Source organism: Vibrio sp. SCSIO 43153 (assembly GCF_023716625.1).
Classification (GTDB): Bacteria; Pseudomonadota; Gammaproteobacteria; order Enterobacterales; family Vibrionaceae; genus Vibrio; species Vibrio rotiferianus.
The window spans coordinates 1980640-1998226 of sequence record NZ_CP071855.1 but is presented as its reverse complement, the minus strand read 5'-3'; the positions used below and the strand labels follow the sequence as shown (position 1 = coordinate 1998226).

The window sequence follows — 17587 nt, the reverse complement described above, 5'->3', positions numbered from 1 at the left end:
GCGGAAGACGCGGCCAACAGCCGGTAAAACAAAACCCACACCGTATGAACGGTGAAATTCGTGGCGTTCGTGAAGTTCGACTAACAGGCGCTGACGGTGAATCAGTTGGTGTTGTATCGATTCAAGAAGCGATCGCAGCTGCTGAAGAAGCAGGCATGGATCTTGTGGAGATCAGTCCTAACGCTGAGCCGCCAGTATGTCGTGTTATGGACTACGGCAAATTCCTCTTTGAGAAGAGCAAATCTGCTAAAGAGCAGAAGAAAAAGCAAAAGCAGGTTCAGATTAAGGAAGTAAAATTCCGTCCTGGAACTGATATTGGAGACTATCAGGTAAAACTACGCAACCTGACGCGTTTCCTTGAAGAAGGCAACAAAGTGAAGGTAACAATTCGCTTCCGTGGCCGAGAAATGGCACACCAAGACATCGGTGTTGACGTTCTAAATCGCTTGAAAGAAGACACTGTAGACTTTGCTGTAGTGGAATCTTTCCCAAGTAAGATTGAAGGTCGTCAGATGATCATGGTTCTTGCCCCTAAAAAGAAGTAATTAACGGCTCATCAAGTAATTAAGACCTAGCCGCCTTTCCTTCTAATAAAAGGTATAGCGGCTGGGTTTTGTTCGCCCTAATTACGTTGTTTATTAAACCTACTCAATGCGGAGTTATTCATCATGCCTAAGATGAAAACCAACAAAGGTGCTGCTAAGCGTTTTAAGAAAACTGCTGGTGGTATTAAGTACAAGCACGCTACTAAACGTCACATCCTGACTAAGCGTACTACTAAGAACAAGCGTCAACTACGTCCAAATGCAATTCTTCCACGTTGTGAAGTTGCTGCAGTTGTTCGTATGATGCCATACGCTTAATTCTTTTTAGTTATCAATCGTTTAGTTTAGGAGAAGCATAATGCCTCGCGTAAAACGTGGTGTACAAGCTCGTGCACGTCATAAGAAAGTTCTAAAACAAGCTAAAGGTTACTACGGTGCACGTTCACGTGTTTACCGCGTAGCTTTCCAAGCAGTTACTAAAGCTGGTCAATACGCTTACCGTGACCGTCGCGCTAAGAAACGTCAATTCCGTCAACTATGGATTGCACGTATCAACGCAGCATCTCGTCAAAATGGTCTATCTTACAGCCGTTTCATCAACGGTCTTAAGAAAGCATCTATCGAGATCGACCGTAAGATCCTAGCGGACATCGCAGTATTCGACAAAGCAGCATTTGCTGTTCTAGTTGAAAAAGCGAAAGCTGCTCTTTAATTAGCAGTTTAGGATTAAGAGAAGGAGAGCATTAGCTCTCCTTTTTTATTGCCTTCAGCTTTCGCTGGCGTAAACTTTCCCGTTTCCCGTTTCCCGTTTCCCGTTTCCCGTTTCCCGTTTCCCGTTTCCCGTTTCCCGTTTCCCTGCTTACATCCCAACTCTAACCAAATCAGTTGCTCTGACGACTGGATTTGTTATTTTGCCCCTACTCATCACATCATGGATAAGGAGTATCTGTGTTACCGAGCTATTGGGAATCAAAGAACTTAATTTTTTCTACTTTCGACACCACGCAGGCCGAATTGGCTAAGTCTCTATTTGCCTCTAATCATCCAAAAGTGGCTCAAGACCATACCTTTCGTGACTGGCCGATTTGCGAGTATGAAGCGCTAATTTCAAAGAGTGCTTTGCTGAAAAGGCCGGAAGACCTAGAAGCCTTCTACCTCAGGAAAATCTCGACAAAAGAGGGGGATGCTATAGGTTATATCCAACTCGAACTGAATTTTCCTGAGAAAGAATGTTTATGGATACCAATGTTATGCCTGACTCCTAAGTATCAAGGTAGAGGTTTAGGAAAGGAAATCGTTGATAGCACACTGGCAGTTGCTCTTGAGTATGCGCCTTTCCATAAAGCTATGCTGAACGTGTACGTTGAGAATATCGACGCTTTTCGTTTTTGGTTTAAGCAAGGCTTTAATCAGATAGAGCAATTTGATGATACTGAGCATGAGTTAGGGCGCGACTATCACTGCATTGTTTTAAGCAAAGGAATATCACGTTAAATCATTCTGTTATCTACTTATGGTAGGGTGGAATCGGACAACAAGCAAAAGGACTAGGAATGAAAATCCGTGAACTACAAGCGCATATAAAAGAGTTTGATCACGACCCGGAACAGAAGCACCATTACTTTCTCAAACTGATTGAAGAAGTAGGTGAACTGTCTGAGTCGATTAGGAAAGGCGCTACAGGTCAGCCGACAGAAGACACAATTAAAGGAACAATCGCGGAAGAGCTCTATGACGCACTCTATTATATTTGTGCGCTGGCCAATGTTTATGAGATAGATTTAGAAAAAACGCACCAAGTGAAAGAGATACTGAACAAACGAAAATACAACCGCTAGGGAAGGGGAGACAACATGGTTCAACGAATCAGTTACGAATTTTTGCCGCAAATTTCTGGTCCTTATGTTCATGCCACGAGACATTGTGAGACTTTATATGTGTCAGGGCTGACAGCTATGGGTTCACCAAGCCAAAGTGAAAGCCTAATCGAGCAAACAAAAACGATTCTGACTTACTTGTCGCAGATACTCACAGAAGAACAAAGAGAGAAACGCGATTTGGTCAAGCTGACCATATTTGTAACCGACATGAACCAACTGCCAGAGATTCGTTCGGTGTTATTCGACTTCTATGAAGGTTATTTGCCAGCTTGTTCATTAGTCGAGGTGAGCCGTTTGATTCACCCCGACTTATCTATTGAGATTGAGGCAGTCATCTCATCTGAAGCATTGTAGAGAGGCTTTAATGAAAATAAATCGCTTGGATCACCTTGTACTGACTGTTAAAGACATTCAAACCACACTGGATTTCTATACACAGATTCTGGGTATGGAAAGTGTTACTTTCGGGGAAGGGCGTGTTGCTTTGGTATATGGGCGGCAGAAGATAAATCTTCATCAGCTTGGCAATGAATTTGAACCTAAGGCGAGTCAGGTGGCCTCTGGGAGTGCCGACTTGTGTTTTGTATGTGATACGCCAATTGCAAACGTGCTTTCCCATTTAAACTTCCATTCTATCGAGGTTATTGATGGCCCCGTCCAACGGACAGGTGCAATTGGTAACATCCTATCGGTTTACATCAGAGACCCAGATGGTAACTTAATTGAGTTATCTAACTATCTTACTGAGGTATAACATGATTTATTCAACAACCGAGACGATTCCTGGGCGAGAGATTGCCGAGATAAAAGGTGTCGTGACGGGCAATGTAGTTCAGTCAAAGCACATTGGGCGTGACTTCATGGCCGGTTTAAAAAGCATTGTTGGCGGAGAGATTCGAGGCTATACCGAAATGATGACTGAAGCCCGTAATATTGCTATTCAAAGAATGGTTGAAGATGCAGCGAACCTAGGAGCAGATGCCGTCGTCAGCATCCGTTTTACCACCAGTTCGATTGTCGATGGCTCTTCGGAAATTCTTGCATTTGGCACCGCAGTAAAGCTCGTTTAGAAATAGGTAGCACTGTACGGTGTGTTGCAAAGTCATGATTAATAAGATGGATTTGTAAACTCTCCCTCGACTAACCCTCTTAAGCAAAATGCAGATGGTCGATTGTGATTCATAATCCGCCCCCTGAAAAGGGAGGTGTATTTATGCGTGATACGGTGTTAAACAATACGATTGTGACTTTCTGCGTTTGCTTGCTCGTTGCGACGTTAGCAGCTAAAGGTAATCTACTTGCCACCATGTTGTCTTTTCCTATCGACTTCTTGGGTTTGCTTGCTTTATTACTATTGTCTTGGCTTGTTTCCATTGTGGCTATTCTTCACTTGGAGAGAGGGCAGTGGAAAGAATCTATCTTGATGTATCTAATGTTGTATTATCTTGCTTTTGGTATTTTTGCTGATGGCAATATCAAAGGAATTGAGCATTCGGTTGGAGCAATTGAAAAGCTCAAAATGACTTTGGTTCACATCGCGGTATCAGTGCCGAGCATCTACATTCCTATCATTATTTTTGGAATCTCTGTTATCCACTTACTGTTTTTACGTGCTCACTTGGTTGATGTCGATCGTAGTGTTTGCAAAAAAGCAATTTACCGAAAATAAACATTACGATTTTGCATAAAGATGCAATCTTGCCAGCATGCTTTTTAGGGTGAATATTCTAAATTAGGATTATGCTTTGAGTAGGAAATACTAAAATTGCCGCTTAAAAATAGCATTAAATGCGACGAATAGCATGTTGTTTACAATGTTTATAATCTAAATGATTTGTAATTTATAATGAAACTGAATGCATTTTGTGGGCAGGTATCGGGTTGATAAATGTGATCAATGATATATTAATTCACGTTTTTCTTATAAAAATATGAACTTATGTCTTGCTACTTGGTTCTAAATTGTTACAAATATAATATAAACGTAACAGAGAACTAGGAACTTTTAATGAGAGAACTCACTCCCGAGTACTTGTTGGCAGCGTTAAGGCAGGCGATAAAAACAAAAGGGCTAACGTATCGAGAGCTATCAGAAAAAATGGGGATGCCGCTGTCAACCTTCAAGCGCCATCTTACTAGTACGAACCTAGCTTTAGATAAACTACTAGAGTACTGTCGAGCAGTAGATTGCACATTAGATGAGTTACAAAAGCTGGCTAACCAACTTCAAGCTGAGGATCAGGACTACTTTAGCCACACGCAAGACGAAGTCTTTTTCCAATTTCCCCACCTTTACGATTTCTACCGTGAACTACGTATGCTACGAGGAAAAGACGGCTATACCATTCTCATGAAAAAGTATGATCTTTCAAAACAAAGCATGTCAGATTATCTGGGAGCGCTTGAACTGCTCGATCTGGTTTATGTCGATGAGGAAAACAACATCACGTTGCATGGTCCTCTCTATTATAGTTATGCCGACAACTCAAAGCTTAATGACAAATATACAGAGATCATAAAGGAACAAACAACGAAACAAGAAAAGTGTGTTCGTGTTGCATTATCGAGAATGAAAATAACAGAGGAGCAACTACTCGTACTTGAAGAGAAAGTTGCCAAAATCGTATTAGATTTTCATTCAAAGAACGTGGTGGCAGAGAACTTTAATGTATCAGATTTTACCAACGTACTTTTGATTGCCGGACCTCATGAACCCGTTACCTTTTCAGACGGTATAATCGAGACTCAGCAGCATTTTATTGATGATATTCGCTATGCAATAGCATCGGCAGGTGATAAACCTAGCTTATCTATATAGGAGTTTTCCGGAGTGTTAGGGAGAGTTTGAATGCTAAGTTTTTAACTCAACCATACACAGTTGGCGTTGACACTTAGCTTCTCATGAAGGAAATGCTTATCGGCTTGTAGCATCTTGTTCATGGAGGTGAGTTTATTTAGCTCTATTCAATACGACTTTAGATTAAATTTGAGGGTTAAGTCAAAAGTCGTACGGTATAGAGATCTACGTCATTATTTTGACTGACTATTAAAGCAATTACTGATATTTATCGTTACTATTCCTTATATTAATTGTGGTATTGGTTGCTGCACATAAGCAACTGAATATGCCAGCTCGTTGGTTAGGAGTTGTAACGGTGAATTCATTTCGTTGGGATAAGTATTTTGAAACTGGAATAGAGCTAGTCGATGAGCAGCACCAGTATCTCGTGGAATTCATCAATAAATATGGTGAACTCCTAGCGCACAACAATATATCACTTCAAGACATTCAATTGGCTTTATTCGAGCTGTCTCGTTATGCAGAGTTCCACTTCAAGGAAGAAGAAAATCTAATGCGTGAAGTTGGGGTGCATTACGATCATATTCAAAAGCACATACAAGTTCATCGCTCTTTCATGACAGACATTGTTAGCATGCAAAGCTTTATTAGCGAAGAGAATAAAAAAGCAGCAGAACAACTTCTTGATTTTCTAATTCACTGGTTGGCTTACCATATTCTAGGTATTGATCAAAATATGGCTCGTCAAGTTGAAGCTATCAAAAATGGTAGCTCGCCCTTGGACGCCTATGAAACCGAAGAGCGCAAAGCAGACAACTCCACCGAGCCTTTGCTAGAGGCATTAAGCGCACTTTTTCTTCAAGTATCAGAGCGGAATCGTGAGTTATTGAAGCTTAACTTGGTTCTAGAGGAAAAAGTCGCAGAGCGAACGAAACAGCTATCTCAAGCAAATAAGCAACTTGAAGAGCTGTCACTCACTGACTCTCTGACAGGATTACCCAACCGCCGTAGTGCAATTCGCACTTTAAAAAACTGTTGGCAAGAACAGGACATGCAGCTCGAGCCTTTAGTTTGTATCATGATTGATGCTGACTACTTTAAACAGGTTAACGACACTTGTGGTCATGACGCTGGAGATGTTGTACTCAGCGAGTTGGCCAAGGCGTTAAGACATTATTTCAGAAGTGATGATATTGTCTGCCGTCTAGGTGGGGATGAATTCTTGGTAATTTGTCCAGAGACTCAACTTAAAGGCGGTTTACATGTCGCTGAAGCGGTAAGAAAGCAAATTTCTCATATCCTCATACCAACCGGTCTAGAGCCTTGGCGAGGCAGTATAAGTGTCGGTGTAGCTGAACGTCGCAACGAGATGAAAACGTATACTGATCTCATCAAAGCTGCCGATGAATCTGTCTATTTAGCCAAACAAAACGGTAAAAACACAGTGTGTTCGGTCCAAGCGCCATCGCTGTGATTAAGTAAGCAAAAACACAATCATAGTGCATACAAATCGCACTTGAGTTGATTGAGTGCGGTTGAACGTTTGTATGGTTAGTTGTTTTTTTACGTTTTTGCCTTCTTTTTATTCAATAACCTCTTCTTTTCGTAATTCAATTTGGCATTGGTGGCTGGTTTGGCTACTATGTACAGCTATCAAAAAACCAATCACTCCTTTATGGACACTACCAATAGGTAGATGAGGAAACGATGCAACATCTAGAAGAGATCATTGCTAACGCGAGTGCAGCAATTGAAGCTGCAGAATCGCTAGTCGTACTTGATGAAGTGCGTGTTCAGTATCTAGGTAAAAAAGGTGAGCTAACTGCTCAACTTCAAAGCCTAGGTAAACTACCACCGGAAGAACGCCGTGAAGCTGGTCAAGAGATCAACAAAGCGAAAGGCGTAGTTCAGCAAGCTATCGCAGCTCGTAAAGACGCACTACAACGTGCAGAACTAGAAGCGAAGCTAGCAGCAGAAACGATCGACGTAACACTACCTGGTCGTCGTATTGAGAACGGTGGTCTACACCCAGTTACTCGTACTGTTGAGCGTATTGAGAAGTTCTTCGGCGAACTTGGCTTTAACACAGAGTCTGGTCCAGAAATCGAAGATGCATTCCACAACTTTGATGCACTAAACATCGCAGCTGATCACCCAGCGCGTACTGACCACGATACTTTCTTCTTCAACCCAGATTTGATGCTTCGTACTCACACGTCAGGCGTACAGATCCGTACGATGGAAAATGGTAAACCACCATTCCGTTTCATCGCACCAGGTCGTGTATACCGTAATGACTACGACCAAACGCACACGCCAATGTTCCACCAAGTGGAAGGCATGCTGGTTGATGAGAACGTAAACTTCGCACAGCTGAAAGGCATCCTGCACGACTTCCTATGTAACTTCTTCGAAGAGGAAGTAGAAGTACGTTTCCGTCCATCATACTTCCCGTTCACTGAGCCTTCAGCAGAAGTTGACGTGAAAGGCAAAAACGGTAAATGGCTAGAAGTACTAGGCTGCGGTATGGTTCACCCGAACGTACTACGTAGTGTAGGCATCGACCCTGAAAAATACTCTGGTTTCGCATTCGGTATGGGTGTTGAGCGTCTAACAATGCTTCGTTACGGCGTAAACGACCTACGTGCGTTCTTCGAGAACGATCTTCGTTTCCTAAAACAGTTCAAGTAATCCAGGGGATAAATCACTATGAAATTCAGCGAATCATGGCTTCGTGAGTGGGTTAGTCCTTCGATTACCACTGACGAACTAACTCACCAAATTACAATGGCGGGTCTAGAAGTTGATGACGTGCTACCTGTAGCAGGTACGTTCAACGGCGTTAAAGTTGGTCACGTTGTTGAATGTGGTCAACACCCAGATGCAGACAAACTGCGCGTGACTAAAGTTGACGTGGGTGAAGAAGAGCTTCTAGACATCGTTTGTGGCGCACCTAACTGTCGTCAAGGTCTGAAAGTAGCAGTAGCAACTGTTGGTGCTGTTCTTCCAGGCGATTTCAAAATCAAAAAAGCGAAACTACGTGGTCAACCATCTCACGGCATGCTTTGTTCATTCACTGAACTAGGTATCGACGTTGAGTCAGATGGCATCATGGAACTAGCAGAAGACGCAGTAATCGGTACCGATTTCCGTGAATTCCTAGGCCTAGACGACGTAACGGTAGACGTAGACCTAACAGCAAACCGCGCTGACTGTTTCAGCATCCGTGGTCTAGCTCGTGAAGTTGGCGTACTTAACCGTGCTGACGTGACTGAGCCATCAGTAGAAGCAGTAGCAGCTTCAATCGAAGACAAAGTGTCTATCGAAGTAAAAGCTCCTGCAGCGTGTCCACGTTACCTAGGTCGTGTGGTTAAGAACGTAAACGTTCAAGCTGAAACACCACTATGGATGCAAGAGAAATTGCGCCGTTGTGGTATCCGCTCTATTGACCCAGTAGTAGACATCACTAACTACGTTCTTCTAGAGCAAGGCCAACCAATGCACGCGTTCGATCTAGCGAAGATCGAAGGTGGCATCGTAGTTCGTATGGCTGAGCAAGGTGAGAAACTAACACTTCTTGACGGCAGCGAAGCAGAACTAAACGCAGATACATTAGTTGTAGCTGACCACAACAAAGCACTTGCAATCGCAGGTATCTTTGGTGGTGAAGAGTCTGGTGTAACAACGGAAACTAAAGACGTTCTACTAGAGTGTGCATTCTTTGCACCTGACCACATCCGCGGTCGCGCTCGTAGCTATGGTCTTCACACTGATTCTTCAATGCGTTTCGAGCGTGGTGTGGATTACGCACTACAAGTGAGCGCAATGGAGCGTGCAACTCAGCTTCTTGTTGAAATCTGTGGCGGTGAAGTAGCACCTGTTGTTGCAGTAGAGTCTGAAGCAGACCTACCTAAGCCAAACAAAGTTGCTCTACGTCGCACTAAACTAGACAACCTACTAGGTCACCACATCGCTGATGCTGACGTAGTAGAAATCCTAGAGCGCCTAGGTTTGACTGTTGAAGCTTCTGAAGAAGGTTGGGTGGCAGTAGCGCCAACCTGGCGTTTCGATATCGCTATCGAGCAAGACCTGATTGAAGAAGTTGGCCGTATCTACGGTTACGACAACATCCCTAACCAACACCCAGCAGCAGCACTTAAGATGCACAACCACGTTGAAGCGGATCTTCCACTGAAACGCGTTCGTGATCTTCTTGTTGACCGTGGTTACCACGAAGCAATCACATACAGCTTCGTTGAGCCTGAGCAACAAAAGCTAGTGGTACCTGGTGTTGAGCCTCTAGTGCTTCCAAACCCAATTTCTGCAGACATGTCAGCAATGCGTCTTGGTCTTATCCAAGGTCTGCTGAATACGGTTGTTCACAACCAGAAGCGTCAACAGCCACGCGTTCGTCTATTCGAATACGGCCTACGTTTCATCCCATGTGAATCTGCAGAAAACGGCATGCGCCAAGAGCCAATGCTTGCAGGTGTTATCGCTGGTACTCGCGGTGAAGAGCACTGGGATATCGAAACTAACACTGTTGATTTCTTCGACCTTAAGGGCGATCTAGAAGCAATTCTAGAGCTATCTGCGAACGAAAAAGCATACTCTTTCGCTGCAGCTAAGCACCCAGCACTTCACCCAGGTCAATCTGCGGCAATCATCGTAGATGGCAAAGAAGTGGGCGTGATCGGTACAGTTCACCCTGAGCTTGAGCGTAAGTTCGGTCTAAACGGTCGTACTATCGTATTCGAAATCGAATGGTCTGCAATCAACAGCAAAGTGATCCCAGAAGCGGTAGCACTTTCTAAGTTCCCTTCAAACCGTCGTGATATCGCGGTAGTCGTGGATGAAGCTGTTGCATCTGGTGACATCGTTAACGCTTGTCTAGAACAAGGTGGCGAGTTCCTTAAAGATGCGAAACTGTTCGACGTTTACGTAGGTAAAGGCGTTGAAGAAGGTAAGAAGAGCCTAGCAATCGCTCTGACTCTGCAGTCACTTGAGCGTACGCTTGAAGATGCAGATATCGCTGGTGCGGTTGACGCTATCGTTGCTCACGTTTCTGAGAAGTTTGGTGCGTCTCTACGTGACTAATCTCGCGTAACGTATCTTCTTAAGAAATGAAAACCCTGCCAGTTTGGCAGGGTTTTTTTATATCTAGAGAATAGAGAATAGAGAATAGAGAATAGAGAATAGAGAATAGAGAATAGAGAATAGAGAATAGAGAATAGCTACAGCCAAATCGCTTCGACGGTAATTCCATCCTCCTCAAAGCAAAGCTTATTCACGCCAATCTTCTCACTTCGATTATATTCATTAATTTCGTGGTCAAACCCGTAGGCCGTCGCTGGTGCCATGTGTTGGGTGATGCCTTGTTGTGTGATCGTTAATGCATCATGACCATGCCCGCAAATTACATCTTGAACTTGATGCTCCGCCAAAAGCGCAAGTAAGCTTGCATCGTTTTCCAAGCAAATGGCTTTCATCCATTCTGAACCGACGGGAATAATAGGGTGGTGGACTACAACAATCGGGTTGGTTGTATGGCGAAGCTGTTTACTCAAACGTGCTAGCCCGCGGTTATCGATACGGCCAGAGCCTAAAGGATGACGCTTATCTAAAGGTTTGGTGCTGGAATCTAAGAACAAGACTTCACGGTTGTGGATTCTCGCTTTATCTGTGACTTTGATACCACTGCCGCGCAGCTCTTGCTTCATCAACTTCGCATCATCGTGGTTGCCCGCAATCGCGAAGATCGACTTATCTTGGATATGTTCTTCTACAACATTTAGTAGAGTCAGGTAGTCACCCGCTTTGGGGTTGCAACAAAGATCACCAGTAAGCAAAAGGGTATTGCAGGAAGCATCTTTCTGAGCAAGGAGCAGGGCTTTACGCAGGTTTTCAAAGCTGGGCTCATCACTTAAGTGGCAATCGCTGATCTGGATAATTGACTTCATAAGGTCTAGTCGCCCCGGGGGGGGGGGGAGAGGGTATTTTTATGCCAGTCTAACATTCAACTCTCCGGTTTTAATAGTAAAGTTGATGGTAGAGAGTAGTTAGGAGAGCGATAGGGTGAACATCAGCAATAGTGGTAATGTGAGTATACTGAAGAAGTTGCCAAACAAGACCATTGAAGCGACTGTCATTGGCTCAATGTTCAGCCGCTCAGCAAACAAGTAGTTCATCACGGCTGGTGGAAGCATAGTGAACAGTACCATCATTTGCAGTTGCATTATCGGTAGTGGGATTAGCCAATAAATGAGTGCAAATGCAATCGCGCCTGTCCCAAGTGATTGTGCTGTACACGCGAGGCCTACCTTTAAGCCATCCAACCTCAGATTTAACATCTGTGCGCCCAATGAAAGAAGCATAACTGGGACGGCAGCTTGACCAAGTAATGCCGTCGCTTCATACAGTGGATTCCAAATGCTAACCCCAGAAAGATTCATAGCCAGTGCAAGTGAAGCGGATAAAAAAATCGGCATTTTGATGATTTGTTTAAGTGGGTTACCACTACTAAGAAGCATCACGCCTAAACTGATATGTAAACACGCGGAGACAACAAACAGCAGCACCGCAGAAGGGAGAGCGAGCTCTCCGAAAGTATAAGTAAACAGCGGGATCGCAAGGTTTCCGCTATTTCTGAACATATGCGGTGGTGCCCATGCTTTGAAGGATAAACCTGTCAACTTTGTAATTGGCACCATCACAATGCCAGGTACGATTACCGCAATAATAGCGGCAAGCATAAGAGGAGCTTGACCCATGTCGATCGGCATACTTACTAGAGAGGAAAATACGAGTGCAGGCGTGAATACATCCATATTGATGCGATTTATTGGGCGAAAGTCGGGCTTGATAAAGCGACCAACTAAATAACCAACAAAAACCAAAGCAAAGACTGGGAATAGAATGCTGACGACTTGGTGAAGCATATTGGTACTCTGATGGTGAGATGGAATATGAAAACAGTATCAACCTTTCCTTTCACCGTCATGATACAACGTGCAGAATTTTGCTTCTGTTCAAGGTTTCATTTTTCTACCAGATCAGTAGAAACTGAATAAAAACTCCAATGAATACGACTGGTCAGATCTATTTTCAGAGTGACTCAAACTACTGAAAAACTGAGAAGTTTTATGTCAATTGTTTGTAAAGTGACCAGTATCTGACATTTTTATTAAATAGTGAATAATCTTGTTTTGATGTTTAAAACTAGTAATTTGGACTGGATAGCTTCCTAACTTTAGAGGGAATTAAAGTAAAATCTGGAAATACTGGTGAGTAAAGTACTTCGGTGGTGAAATATTCGGTATATTAGCAAAGAAAAAAGTTGGCGAAAATCATAAGCTTGGCATACACTTCCTGATGTAACCCCGATATGTTGTTGAATTGGTAGGGTAAAACTGCTCTGGCGCTACACTAAGGTAGCATTGTTTAACATAGCTTTGAGGAAAGTTTTATGGCGCTCACAAAAGCCGAACTTGCAGAAAACCTGTTTGATAAATTGGGATTTAGTAAACGGGACGCCAAGGAAACGGTGGAAGTGTTTTTTGAAGAAATTCGTAAGGCACTCGAAAGTGGCGAACAGGTAAAACTGTCAGGTTTTGGTAATTTTGACCTTCGTGACAAAAACGAACGACCTGGTCGTAACCCGAAAACTGGTGAAGATATTCCAATTACTGCTCGACGAGTCGTTACGTTCCGCCCGGGTCAGAAGTTAAAAGCTCGCGTAGAGAACATAAAGATTGACCAGTAAGCCATGTGACATGGAATGAGACCACGCTTTGTCGTGGTCTTTTTGTTTGTGTTTTTCAGTAGTGGCTAAAGAACAAATAAAACCACCGCAATAGCGGTGGTTTTTAGTATTGGGTAGGTTAGCTTAGCTGTTTGTAAGACTTCTACTTTAAGCAGCTTCTAAGTGTGTTGTTAGGTATGGATGCCAAGCGCCCTGGTACAAGTTTTTCGATTGAGTGCGCATGCTTTTTATCGATGCCATTTCGATATCGTTTAGGTTACGGCCCTCTACTAGTGCTTGACGCTCTAGCTTCTGAATTTGTTCGTACAAATCGTGTTCAGGGCCGTTCTTTACATCAGCGATTGCTTTTAGGTGCAATTGAACTTCGGCAATAAGGTTAGTTTTAGGAAGGCGAACCAACAGGTTCAAGTCACGGTACCCAGATACAGTTGGCTTTTTGAAGCGGTTTTTGACTTTTACGATAGTTGTCTCACGTTCCAATGCTTCATACACAGATACTAGGCTCGCTACATCATCAGCAACGATGGTCGCACGTGCTAAGTCAGTAATACGCTCGACTTGGCCATCAAGTTCGAGGGCAATCTTTTCTTCGGCACGATGTTGAGATTTAACGCCTGCGAAGTATGGCTGAGCGTCAGTTAGAAGGGCTGTACTCTTACAGATGGTTTCAAGCTCGAACTGTGCTTGGTGAGCTTTACTGTAAAGGACGTCGAAATCTGAATAAGGTTGAGTTGGTCTAGAGTCGATTGACTGAATGCCATATAGACCACTAAGGCTATGCTTGAACAATTTTGAGCAAACTTCGTTTTGGCTAGCAGAACGATCTTGCTCGTTACTCGGGACATTTGGAAGTGCGGCGAATGCCGGCGCACGGCTTAGTACTAAAAGCATCAATGCTGTAGTACGTAAAAATAAGCTCATTCACTCTCCTTAACTTGTTTGCACTTAGAAAATGGGTAACGAAAAGGTCACTAAGATTAACAAATCAGGTTCTACCTAATTAATGGGGCCTCTATGAACGATCCCAAGGTCGACTTTTATCCTTATAGTAGAATCGTGTTCTAGATCACCATTTTTCCTTCCTTTATTCTGACAGCCAGAAAAAGCAAGGGTTCCTTCTTGAACGATAGTCATCCTACCATCGCAGTATTAACCAAAGATGAACGCCATAGACAAATTTGGAAAAATCATTAGTCTTAGTCCACAAAGTTGCGCTAAGCGCTCATTACAATTATCAGCCGACAAGTAGAAGTAAAATGAGAGATCAAGAATTTTGGCACACTAAGTGGGCCAGTAATCAAATTGGGTTTCACCTTGAAGATGTGAATCCACTGTTAACTGCATTTTGGCAGCACACGAACCCAAAACGTGAAGACACAGTGTTGGTTCCATTATGCGGCAAGTCAGAAGACCTAATCTGGCTTGCGACGAAACACAATGAAGTGCAGGGTGTGGAACTGAGCCAAATTGCCGTGCGTGCATTTTTTGCTGAGCATTTTTACACACCTACCGTAACACCGGTTAACGGTATGCATGAGCTGTATCAGTTCGATGAGCTATCCATTTATACTGGCGACTTTTTTACTGCCCCAGTTTCAAAAGCGGACATCATTTATGATCGTGCTGCACTCGTTGCATTGCCGCTAGAGATGCGAGAAGAATACGCCGCACGCGTTAAGCAGTTACTAAACCCTGGCGGACGTATTTTATTAGTGACGCTCAACTATCCTCAGGATGAGATGGCAGGACCTCCGTTCAGTGTGCCAGTCGAGGAGATCGAACAGTTGTTTGCGGGTTACCAAATTACTTGTTTGCACGTAGACAAGGCCGACGAGAACCATCCGAAAATCGCTAAGAAAGGGCTCAGCCGTTTCTCTGAAGAAGTGTATTTAATCGAGAGCAAGTAACGGTTTATTCGAGTCTACACAAAGTAAAAGCGCAGCCAATTGAGCTGCGCTTTTGTTTTTCTTGTGTGGACTCACGTAATTAGTAAACGATCTGTACTTTAGAAGCGTTGTTCACTGCATCTTCAATCGAATTTTCAATGGTCTTGCGACGGGTTAAAACGACACCCAAGCGGCGGCGGCCGTCGATTTCAGGCTTACCGAACAAACGAACTTGAGTTTGTGGCTGAGCCAGTGCTTTGGCAAGATTGTCAAAGCGGATATCAGTTGATGTACCTTGGCCTAAAACAACCGCGGATGCAGATGGCCCATACTGAACGATGCTGTTAATCGGCATGCCAGTAAACGCGCGTACGTGAAGCGCGAACTCAGACATATCTTGAGAAATCATCGTCACCATGCCGGTATCGTGCGGGCGAGGGGAGACTTCGTTGAAAATAACTTTGTCTCCTTTAACAAATAGCTCCACACCAAAGATACCGTAGCCACCTAGCGCATTAACAACTTTCTCAGCCGTGTATTCTGCTGCTTTGATTGCATTCTCTGACATGGCTTGTGGCTGCCATGACTCACGGTAGTCACCGTCTTCTTGTCGGTGTCCGATCGGTGCACAGAAATGTACACCATCGACTGCACGTACCGTTAGCAACGTGATTTCGTAATCGAAATCGATAAAGCCTTCAACAATGACACGGCCAGCACCAGTACGGCCACCTTCTTGTGCGTATTCCCAAGCGGTTTGAACGTCTTCTTCCGTTTTAATCACGCTCTGACCTTTGCCCGAAGAGCTCATCACTGGTTTAACAACACATGGGATACCTACATGTTCAACCGCCGCTTTAAAGTCTTCAAAGTTGTCTGCAAACTGGTAAGGAGAGGTGGTTAAGCCCAATTCTTCAGAAGCGAGCCTACGGATACCTTCTCGGTTCATTGTTAACTTGGTCGCTTTTGCAGTAGGAACAACGTTCAAGCCTTTTTCTTCTAACTCAACCAATTTGTCAGTCGCGATAGCTTCAATCTCAGGCACTACATACGCAGGCTGCTCTTTGCTGATGATTTCTTCTAGTGCTTGGCCGTCAAGCATATCGATGACGTAGCTGCGATGCGCCACTTGCATTGCTGGAGCATCGGCGTAACGGTCACATGCGATTACTTCCAAGCCAAGACGTTGGCATTCAATTGCCACTTCTTTACCAAGCTCGCCTGAGCCCAAAAGTAATACACGGGTAGCATGAGTGCTAGTAGCAGTACCGAACATAGTGTTCCCTTACAAAATAAAGTGATGAAACAGAAATTGCAGGGGATCATACTGAATTTTTAGTTCGAAGCAAACGTTTGCGCAAGTTTTTTGATAATAAAAATGTATGGTCCGCCCCGTTATTGCAACTACAATTAAGTCATAACGGAGTTGGTTTGCGCTAATGTATTCGGAGTCCTTGTTGGGAGCACTAGCTTCCCAGCTCCACGATGATATCTGCGCCAGATTATCCTTAAAAAGCCCAAAGCGTTTAACGCTATTTTTTGTGTCAGGTTCTTAATCTGGTCAATTGACCGTTTTTGTCATCACGTTCATTGGCGTTGCAAACTTGGTTATAGCTATACAGCCTTAAAAGCTTGGCGGTGGTATAACACCGCCCAAGCTATTCTTGCTAGCTTGTTGGCAAGTGCTACGACCACAACATTAAATGGCTTCGTCGCCCGGAGCTTGATGAGCCACTCTCCAAACACTTTCCCTGTCGTTTCTAGCCTTGAGAGAACTGCTCTTGCTCCATGGATAAACAGAGTTCTGAGATGTTTATTGCCTCGTTTACTCATGCCAAGTAGCTTGGTCTTTCCTCCCGTAGAGAACTGTCTCGGCACAAGCCCTAACCATGCAGCCATTTCCCGACCATTGGTGAAGTTACTTGGGGAACTTACATCGGCAACACACAACGTCGATGTGAGGTCGCCAACGCCAGGGATAGTTTTCAGCAATTGTGCACTTTCGTTATTGTTAACAACGGCTTGAAGCTTACTGTCTTGAACTTTGACTCGTTCATTAAGGTATTTGTAATGCTCGTGGATAGACACTAATTCAACGAGTAAGCTTTCTGGTAAAGACGCTTTTTGCTCTGCTAGCCATTGGAAGAGAGCCTTCATCTTTGCATGCCCCTTTGGAAAACTTAGGCCGAACTCAAGCAAGATAGCCCCAATTCGAGACATGGCGGCCGTTCTCTCCTTGATATAACCATCTCTGACACGATGAATCGCTGCGATAACTTGGGCTTCTTCACTTTTTACCGCGATAAACCTCATTGTTGGTCGACCAGCGGCTTCTGCGATTGCTGATGCATCTATGAAATCATTTTTGTTGCCTTTGACATAAGGCTTAACGTACTGGGGAGGAATAAGTCGAACTTGATGACCGTATTCACCACTCTTGCGAGCAAGCCAATGAGCACCGCCACAAGCTTCGAAAGCAATGGTTGTTGGTTCGATTTTACAAAGGAAACGTTGGAGTTGGTTTCGACTAAACTTACGACGTAATACTTCTGCACCTGAACGGTTATGAGCGATAGCGTGGAAACAGTGCTTGCCTAGGTCGATACCTAAAATATGAATAGAAGACATATGGTTCACCTCATTCTGAGAGCCTACTCTAAGCTTAAGGGCTTGAGAGTGGGGCGGACCATATAATTAAGCCCTACACAGAGTAG

20 protein-coding genes are annotated in these 17587 nt (G+C 43.9%); 15 read left to right on the top strand and 5 right to left on the bottom strand.

What is annotated here, in order from left to right; translation table 11 throughout:
- The first annotated feature begins 44 nt into the window (after nt 1-44).
- From infC to pheT, 13 genes are all read left to right on the top strand, one after another.
- Nucleotides 45-545 carry a translation initiation factor IF-3 gene (gene infC / locus J4N37_RS09735; protein WP_029560996.1) on the top strand — a complete coding sequence of 167 codons (501 nt, stop codon included), beginning with the start codon at nt 45-47 and terminating at the stop codon, nt 543-545.
- Between the two features lie 123 nt (nt 546-668).
- Nucleotides 669-863: a 50S ribosomal protein L35 gene (gene rpmI, locus J4N37_RS09730; RefSeq protein ID WP_010448653.1), complete on the top strand. Its 195-nt coding sequence runs from the start codon at nt 669-671 to the stop codon at nt 861-863.
- 40 nt (nt 864-903) lie between these two features.
- Nucleotides 904-1257, top strand: coding sequence for a 50S ribosomal protein L20 (gene rplT, locus J4N37_RS09725; protein WP_004727974.1), 354 nt, complete (start codon nt 904-906; stop codon nt 1255-1257).
- Nucleotides 1258-1493: 236 nt separating this feature from the next.
- Nucleotides 1494-2039 (top strand): GNAT family N-acetyltransferase, encoded by a 546-nt coding sequence (locus J4N37_RS09720; RefSeq protein WP_252040750.1) that lies wholly within the window; start codon nt 1494-1496, stop codon nt 2037-2039.
- 59 nt (nt 2040-2098) lie between these two features.
- Nucleotides 2099-2383: a MazG nucleotide pyrophosphohydrolase domain-containing protein gene (locus J4N37_RS09715; RefSeq protein ID WP_010448672.1), complete on the top strand. Its 285-nt coding sequence runs from the start codon at nt 2099-2101 to the stop codon at nt 2381-2383.
- A 15-nt stretch (nt 2384-2398) separates the two neighbouring features.
- Nucleotides 2399-2779 (top strand): RidA family protein, encoded by a 381-nt coding sequence (locus J4N37_RS09710; RefSeq protein WP_252040749.1) that lies wholly within the window; start codon nt 2399-2401, stop codon nt 2777-2779.
- 10 nt (nt 2780-2789) lie between these two features.
- Nucleotides 2790-3179: a VOC family protein gene (locus J4N37_RS09705; protein ID WP_010448676.1), complete on the top strand. Its 390-nt coding sequence runs from the start codon at nt 2790-2792 to the stop codon at nt 3177-3179.
- Between the two features lies 1 nt (nt 3180).
- Complete coding sequence (locus J4N37_RS09700) at nt 3181-3495, top strand: heavy metal-binding domain-containing protein (protein WP_252040748.1); 315 nt, start codon at nt 3181-3183, stop codon at nt 3493-3495.
- Between the two features lie 143 nt (nt 3496-3638).
- Complete coding sequence (locus J4N37_RS09695; RefSeq protein ID WP_252040746.1) at nt 3639-4094, top strand: hypothetical protein; 456 nt, start codon at nt 3639-3641, stop codon at nt 4092-4094.
- 339 nt (nt 4095-4433) lie between these two features.
- A complete protein-coding gene (locus J4N37_RS09690) occupies nt 4434-5243 on the top strand; it encodes a helix-turn-helix domain-containing protein (protein ID WP_010448682.1) in 810 nt (269 codons plus the stop codon).
- A gap of 337 nt (nt 5244-5580) precedes the next feature.
- Nucleotides 5581-6699, top strand: a complete 1119-nt coding sequence (locus J4N37_RS09685) for a GGDEF domain-containing protein (protein ID WP_029560997.1) — start codon at nt 5581-5583, stop codon at nt 6697-6699.
- 233 nt (nt 6700-6932) lie between these two features.
- Nucleotides 6933-7916, top strand: a complete 984-nt coding sequence (gene pheS, locus J4N37_RS09680) for a phenylalanine--tRNA ligase subunit alpha (protein WP_005439802.1) — start codon at nt 6933-6935, stop codon at nt 7914-7916.
- Between the two features lie 18 nt (nt 7917-7934).
- Nucleotides 7935-10322 carry a phenylalanine--tRNA ligase subunit beta gene (gene pheT / locus J4N37_RS09675; RefSeq protein WP_038886926.1) on the top strand — a complete coding sequence of 796 codons (2388 nt, stop codon included), beginning with the start codon at nt 7935-7937 and terminating at the stop codon, nt 10320-10322.
- A 137-nt stretch (nt 10323-10459) separates the two neighbouring features.
- On the opposite strand, the gene J4N37_RS09670 is transcribed toward pheT, so the two are convergent.
- Together J4N37_RS09670 and J4N37_RS09665 are read right to left on the bottom strand one after the other, a co-directional pair.
- Nucleotides 10460-11185 carry a metallophosphoesterase family protein gene (locus J4N37_RS09670; protein ID WP_252040744.1) on the bottom strand — a complete coding sequence of 242 codons (726 nt, stop codon included), beginning with the start codon at nt 11183-11185 and terminating at the stop codon, nt 10460-10462.
- A gap of 99 nt (nt 11186-11284) precedes the next feature.
- Nucleotides 11285-12163 (bottom strand): AEC family transporter, encoded by an 879-nt coding sequence (locus J4N37_RS09665; RefSeq protein ID WP_252040742.1) that lies wholly within the window; start codon nt 12161-12163, stop codon nt 11285-11287.
- A gap of 527 nt (nt 12164-12690) precedes the next feature.
- Between J4N37_RS09665 and ihfA the strand changes: the two genes are divergently transcribed.
- On the top strand, nt 12691-12987 hold the full coding sequence (gene ihfA, locus J4N37_RS09660; RefSeq protein ID WP_010448692.1) for an integration host factor subunit alpha: 297 nt from the start codon (nt 12691-12693) through the stop codon (nt 12985-12987).
- Nucleotides 12988-13134: 147 nt separating this feature from the next.
- Here ihfA and J4N37_RS09655 read toward each other — a convergent pair whose 3' ends face one another.
- Nucleotides 13135-13908, bottom strand: a complete 774-nt coding sequence (locus tag J4N37_RS09655; protein ID WP_010448694.1) for a RelA/SpoT domain-containing protein — start codon at nt 13906-13908, stop codon at nt 13135-13137.
- A gap of 335 nt (nt 13909-14243) precedes the next feature.
- Here J4N37_RS09655 and J4N37_RS09650 point away from each other — a divergent pair, with 335 nt between their 5' ends.
- Entirely contained in the window at nt 14244-14894 is a 651-nt protein-coding gene (locus J4N37_RS09650; protein WP_138942125.1) for a thiopurine S-methyltransferase, read from the top strand.
- Nucleotides 14895-14973: 79 nt separating this feature from the next.
- Here J4N37_RS09650 and purT read toward each other — a convergent pair whose 3' ends face one another.
- Nucleotides 14974-16149 carry a formate-dependent phosphoribosylglycinamide formyltransferase gene (gene purT, locus J4N37_RS09645; protein WP_071236206.1) on the bottom strand — a complete coding sequence of 392 codons (1176 nt, stop codon included), beginning with the start codon at nt 16147-16149 and terminating at the stop codon, nt 14974-14976.
- A gap of 338 nt (nt 16150-16487) precedes the next feature.
- Complete coding sequence (locus J4N37_RS09640; protein WP_252040496.1) at nt 16488-17501, bottom strand: IS110 family RNA-guided transposase; 1014 nt, start codon at nt 17499-17501, stop codon at nt 16488-16490.
- Nucleotides 17502-17587 lie beyond the last annotated feature (86 nt).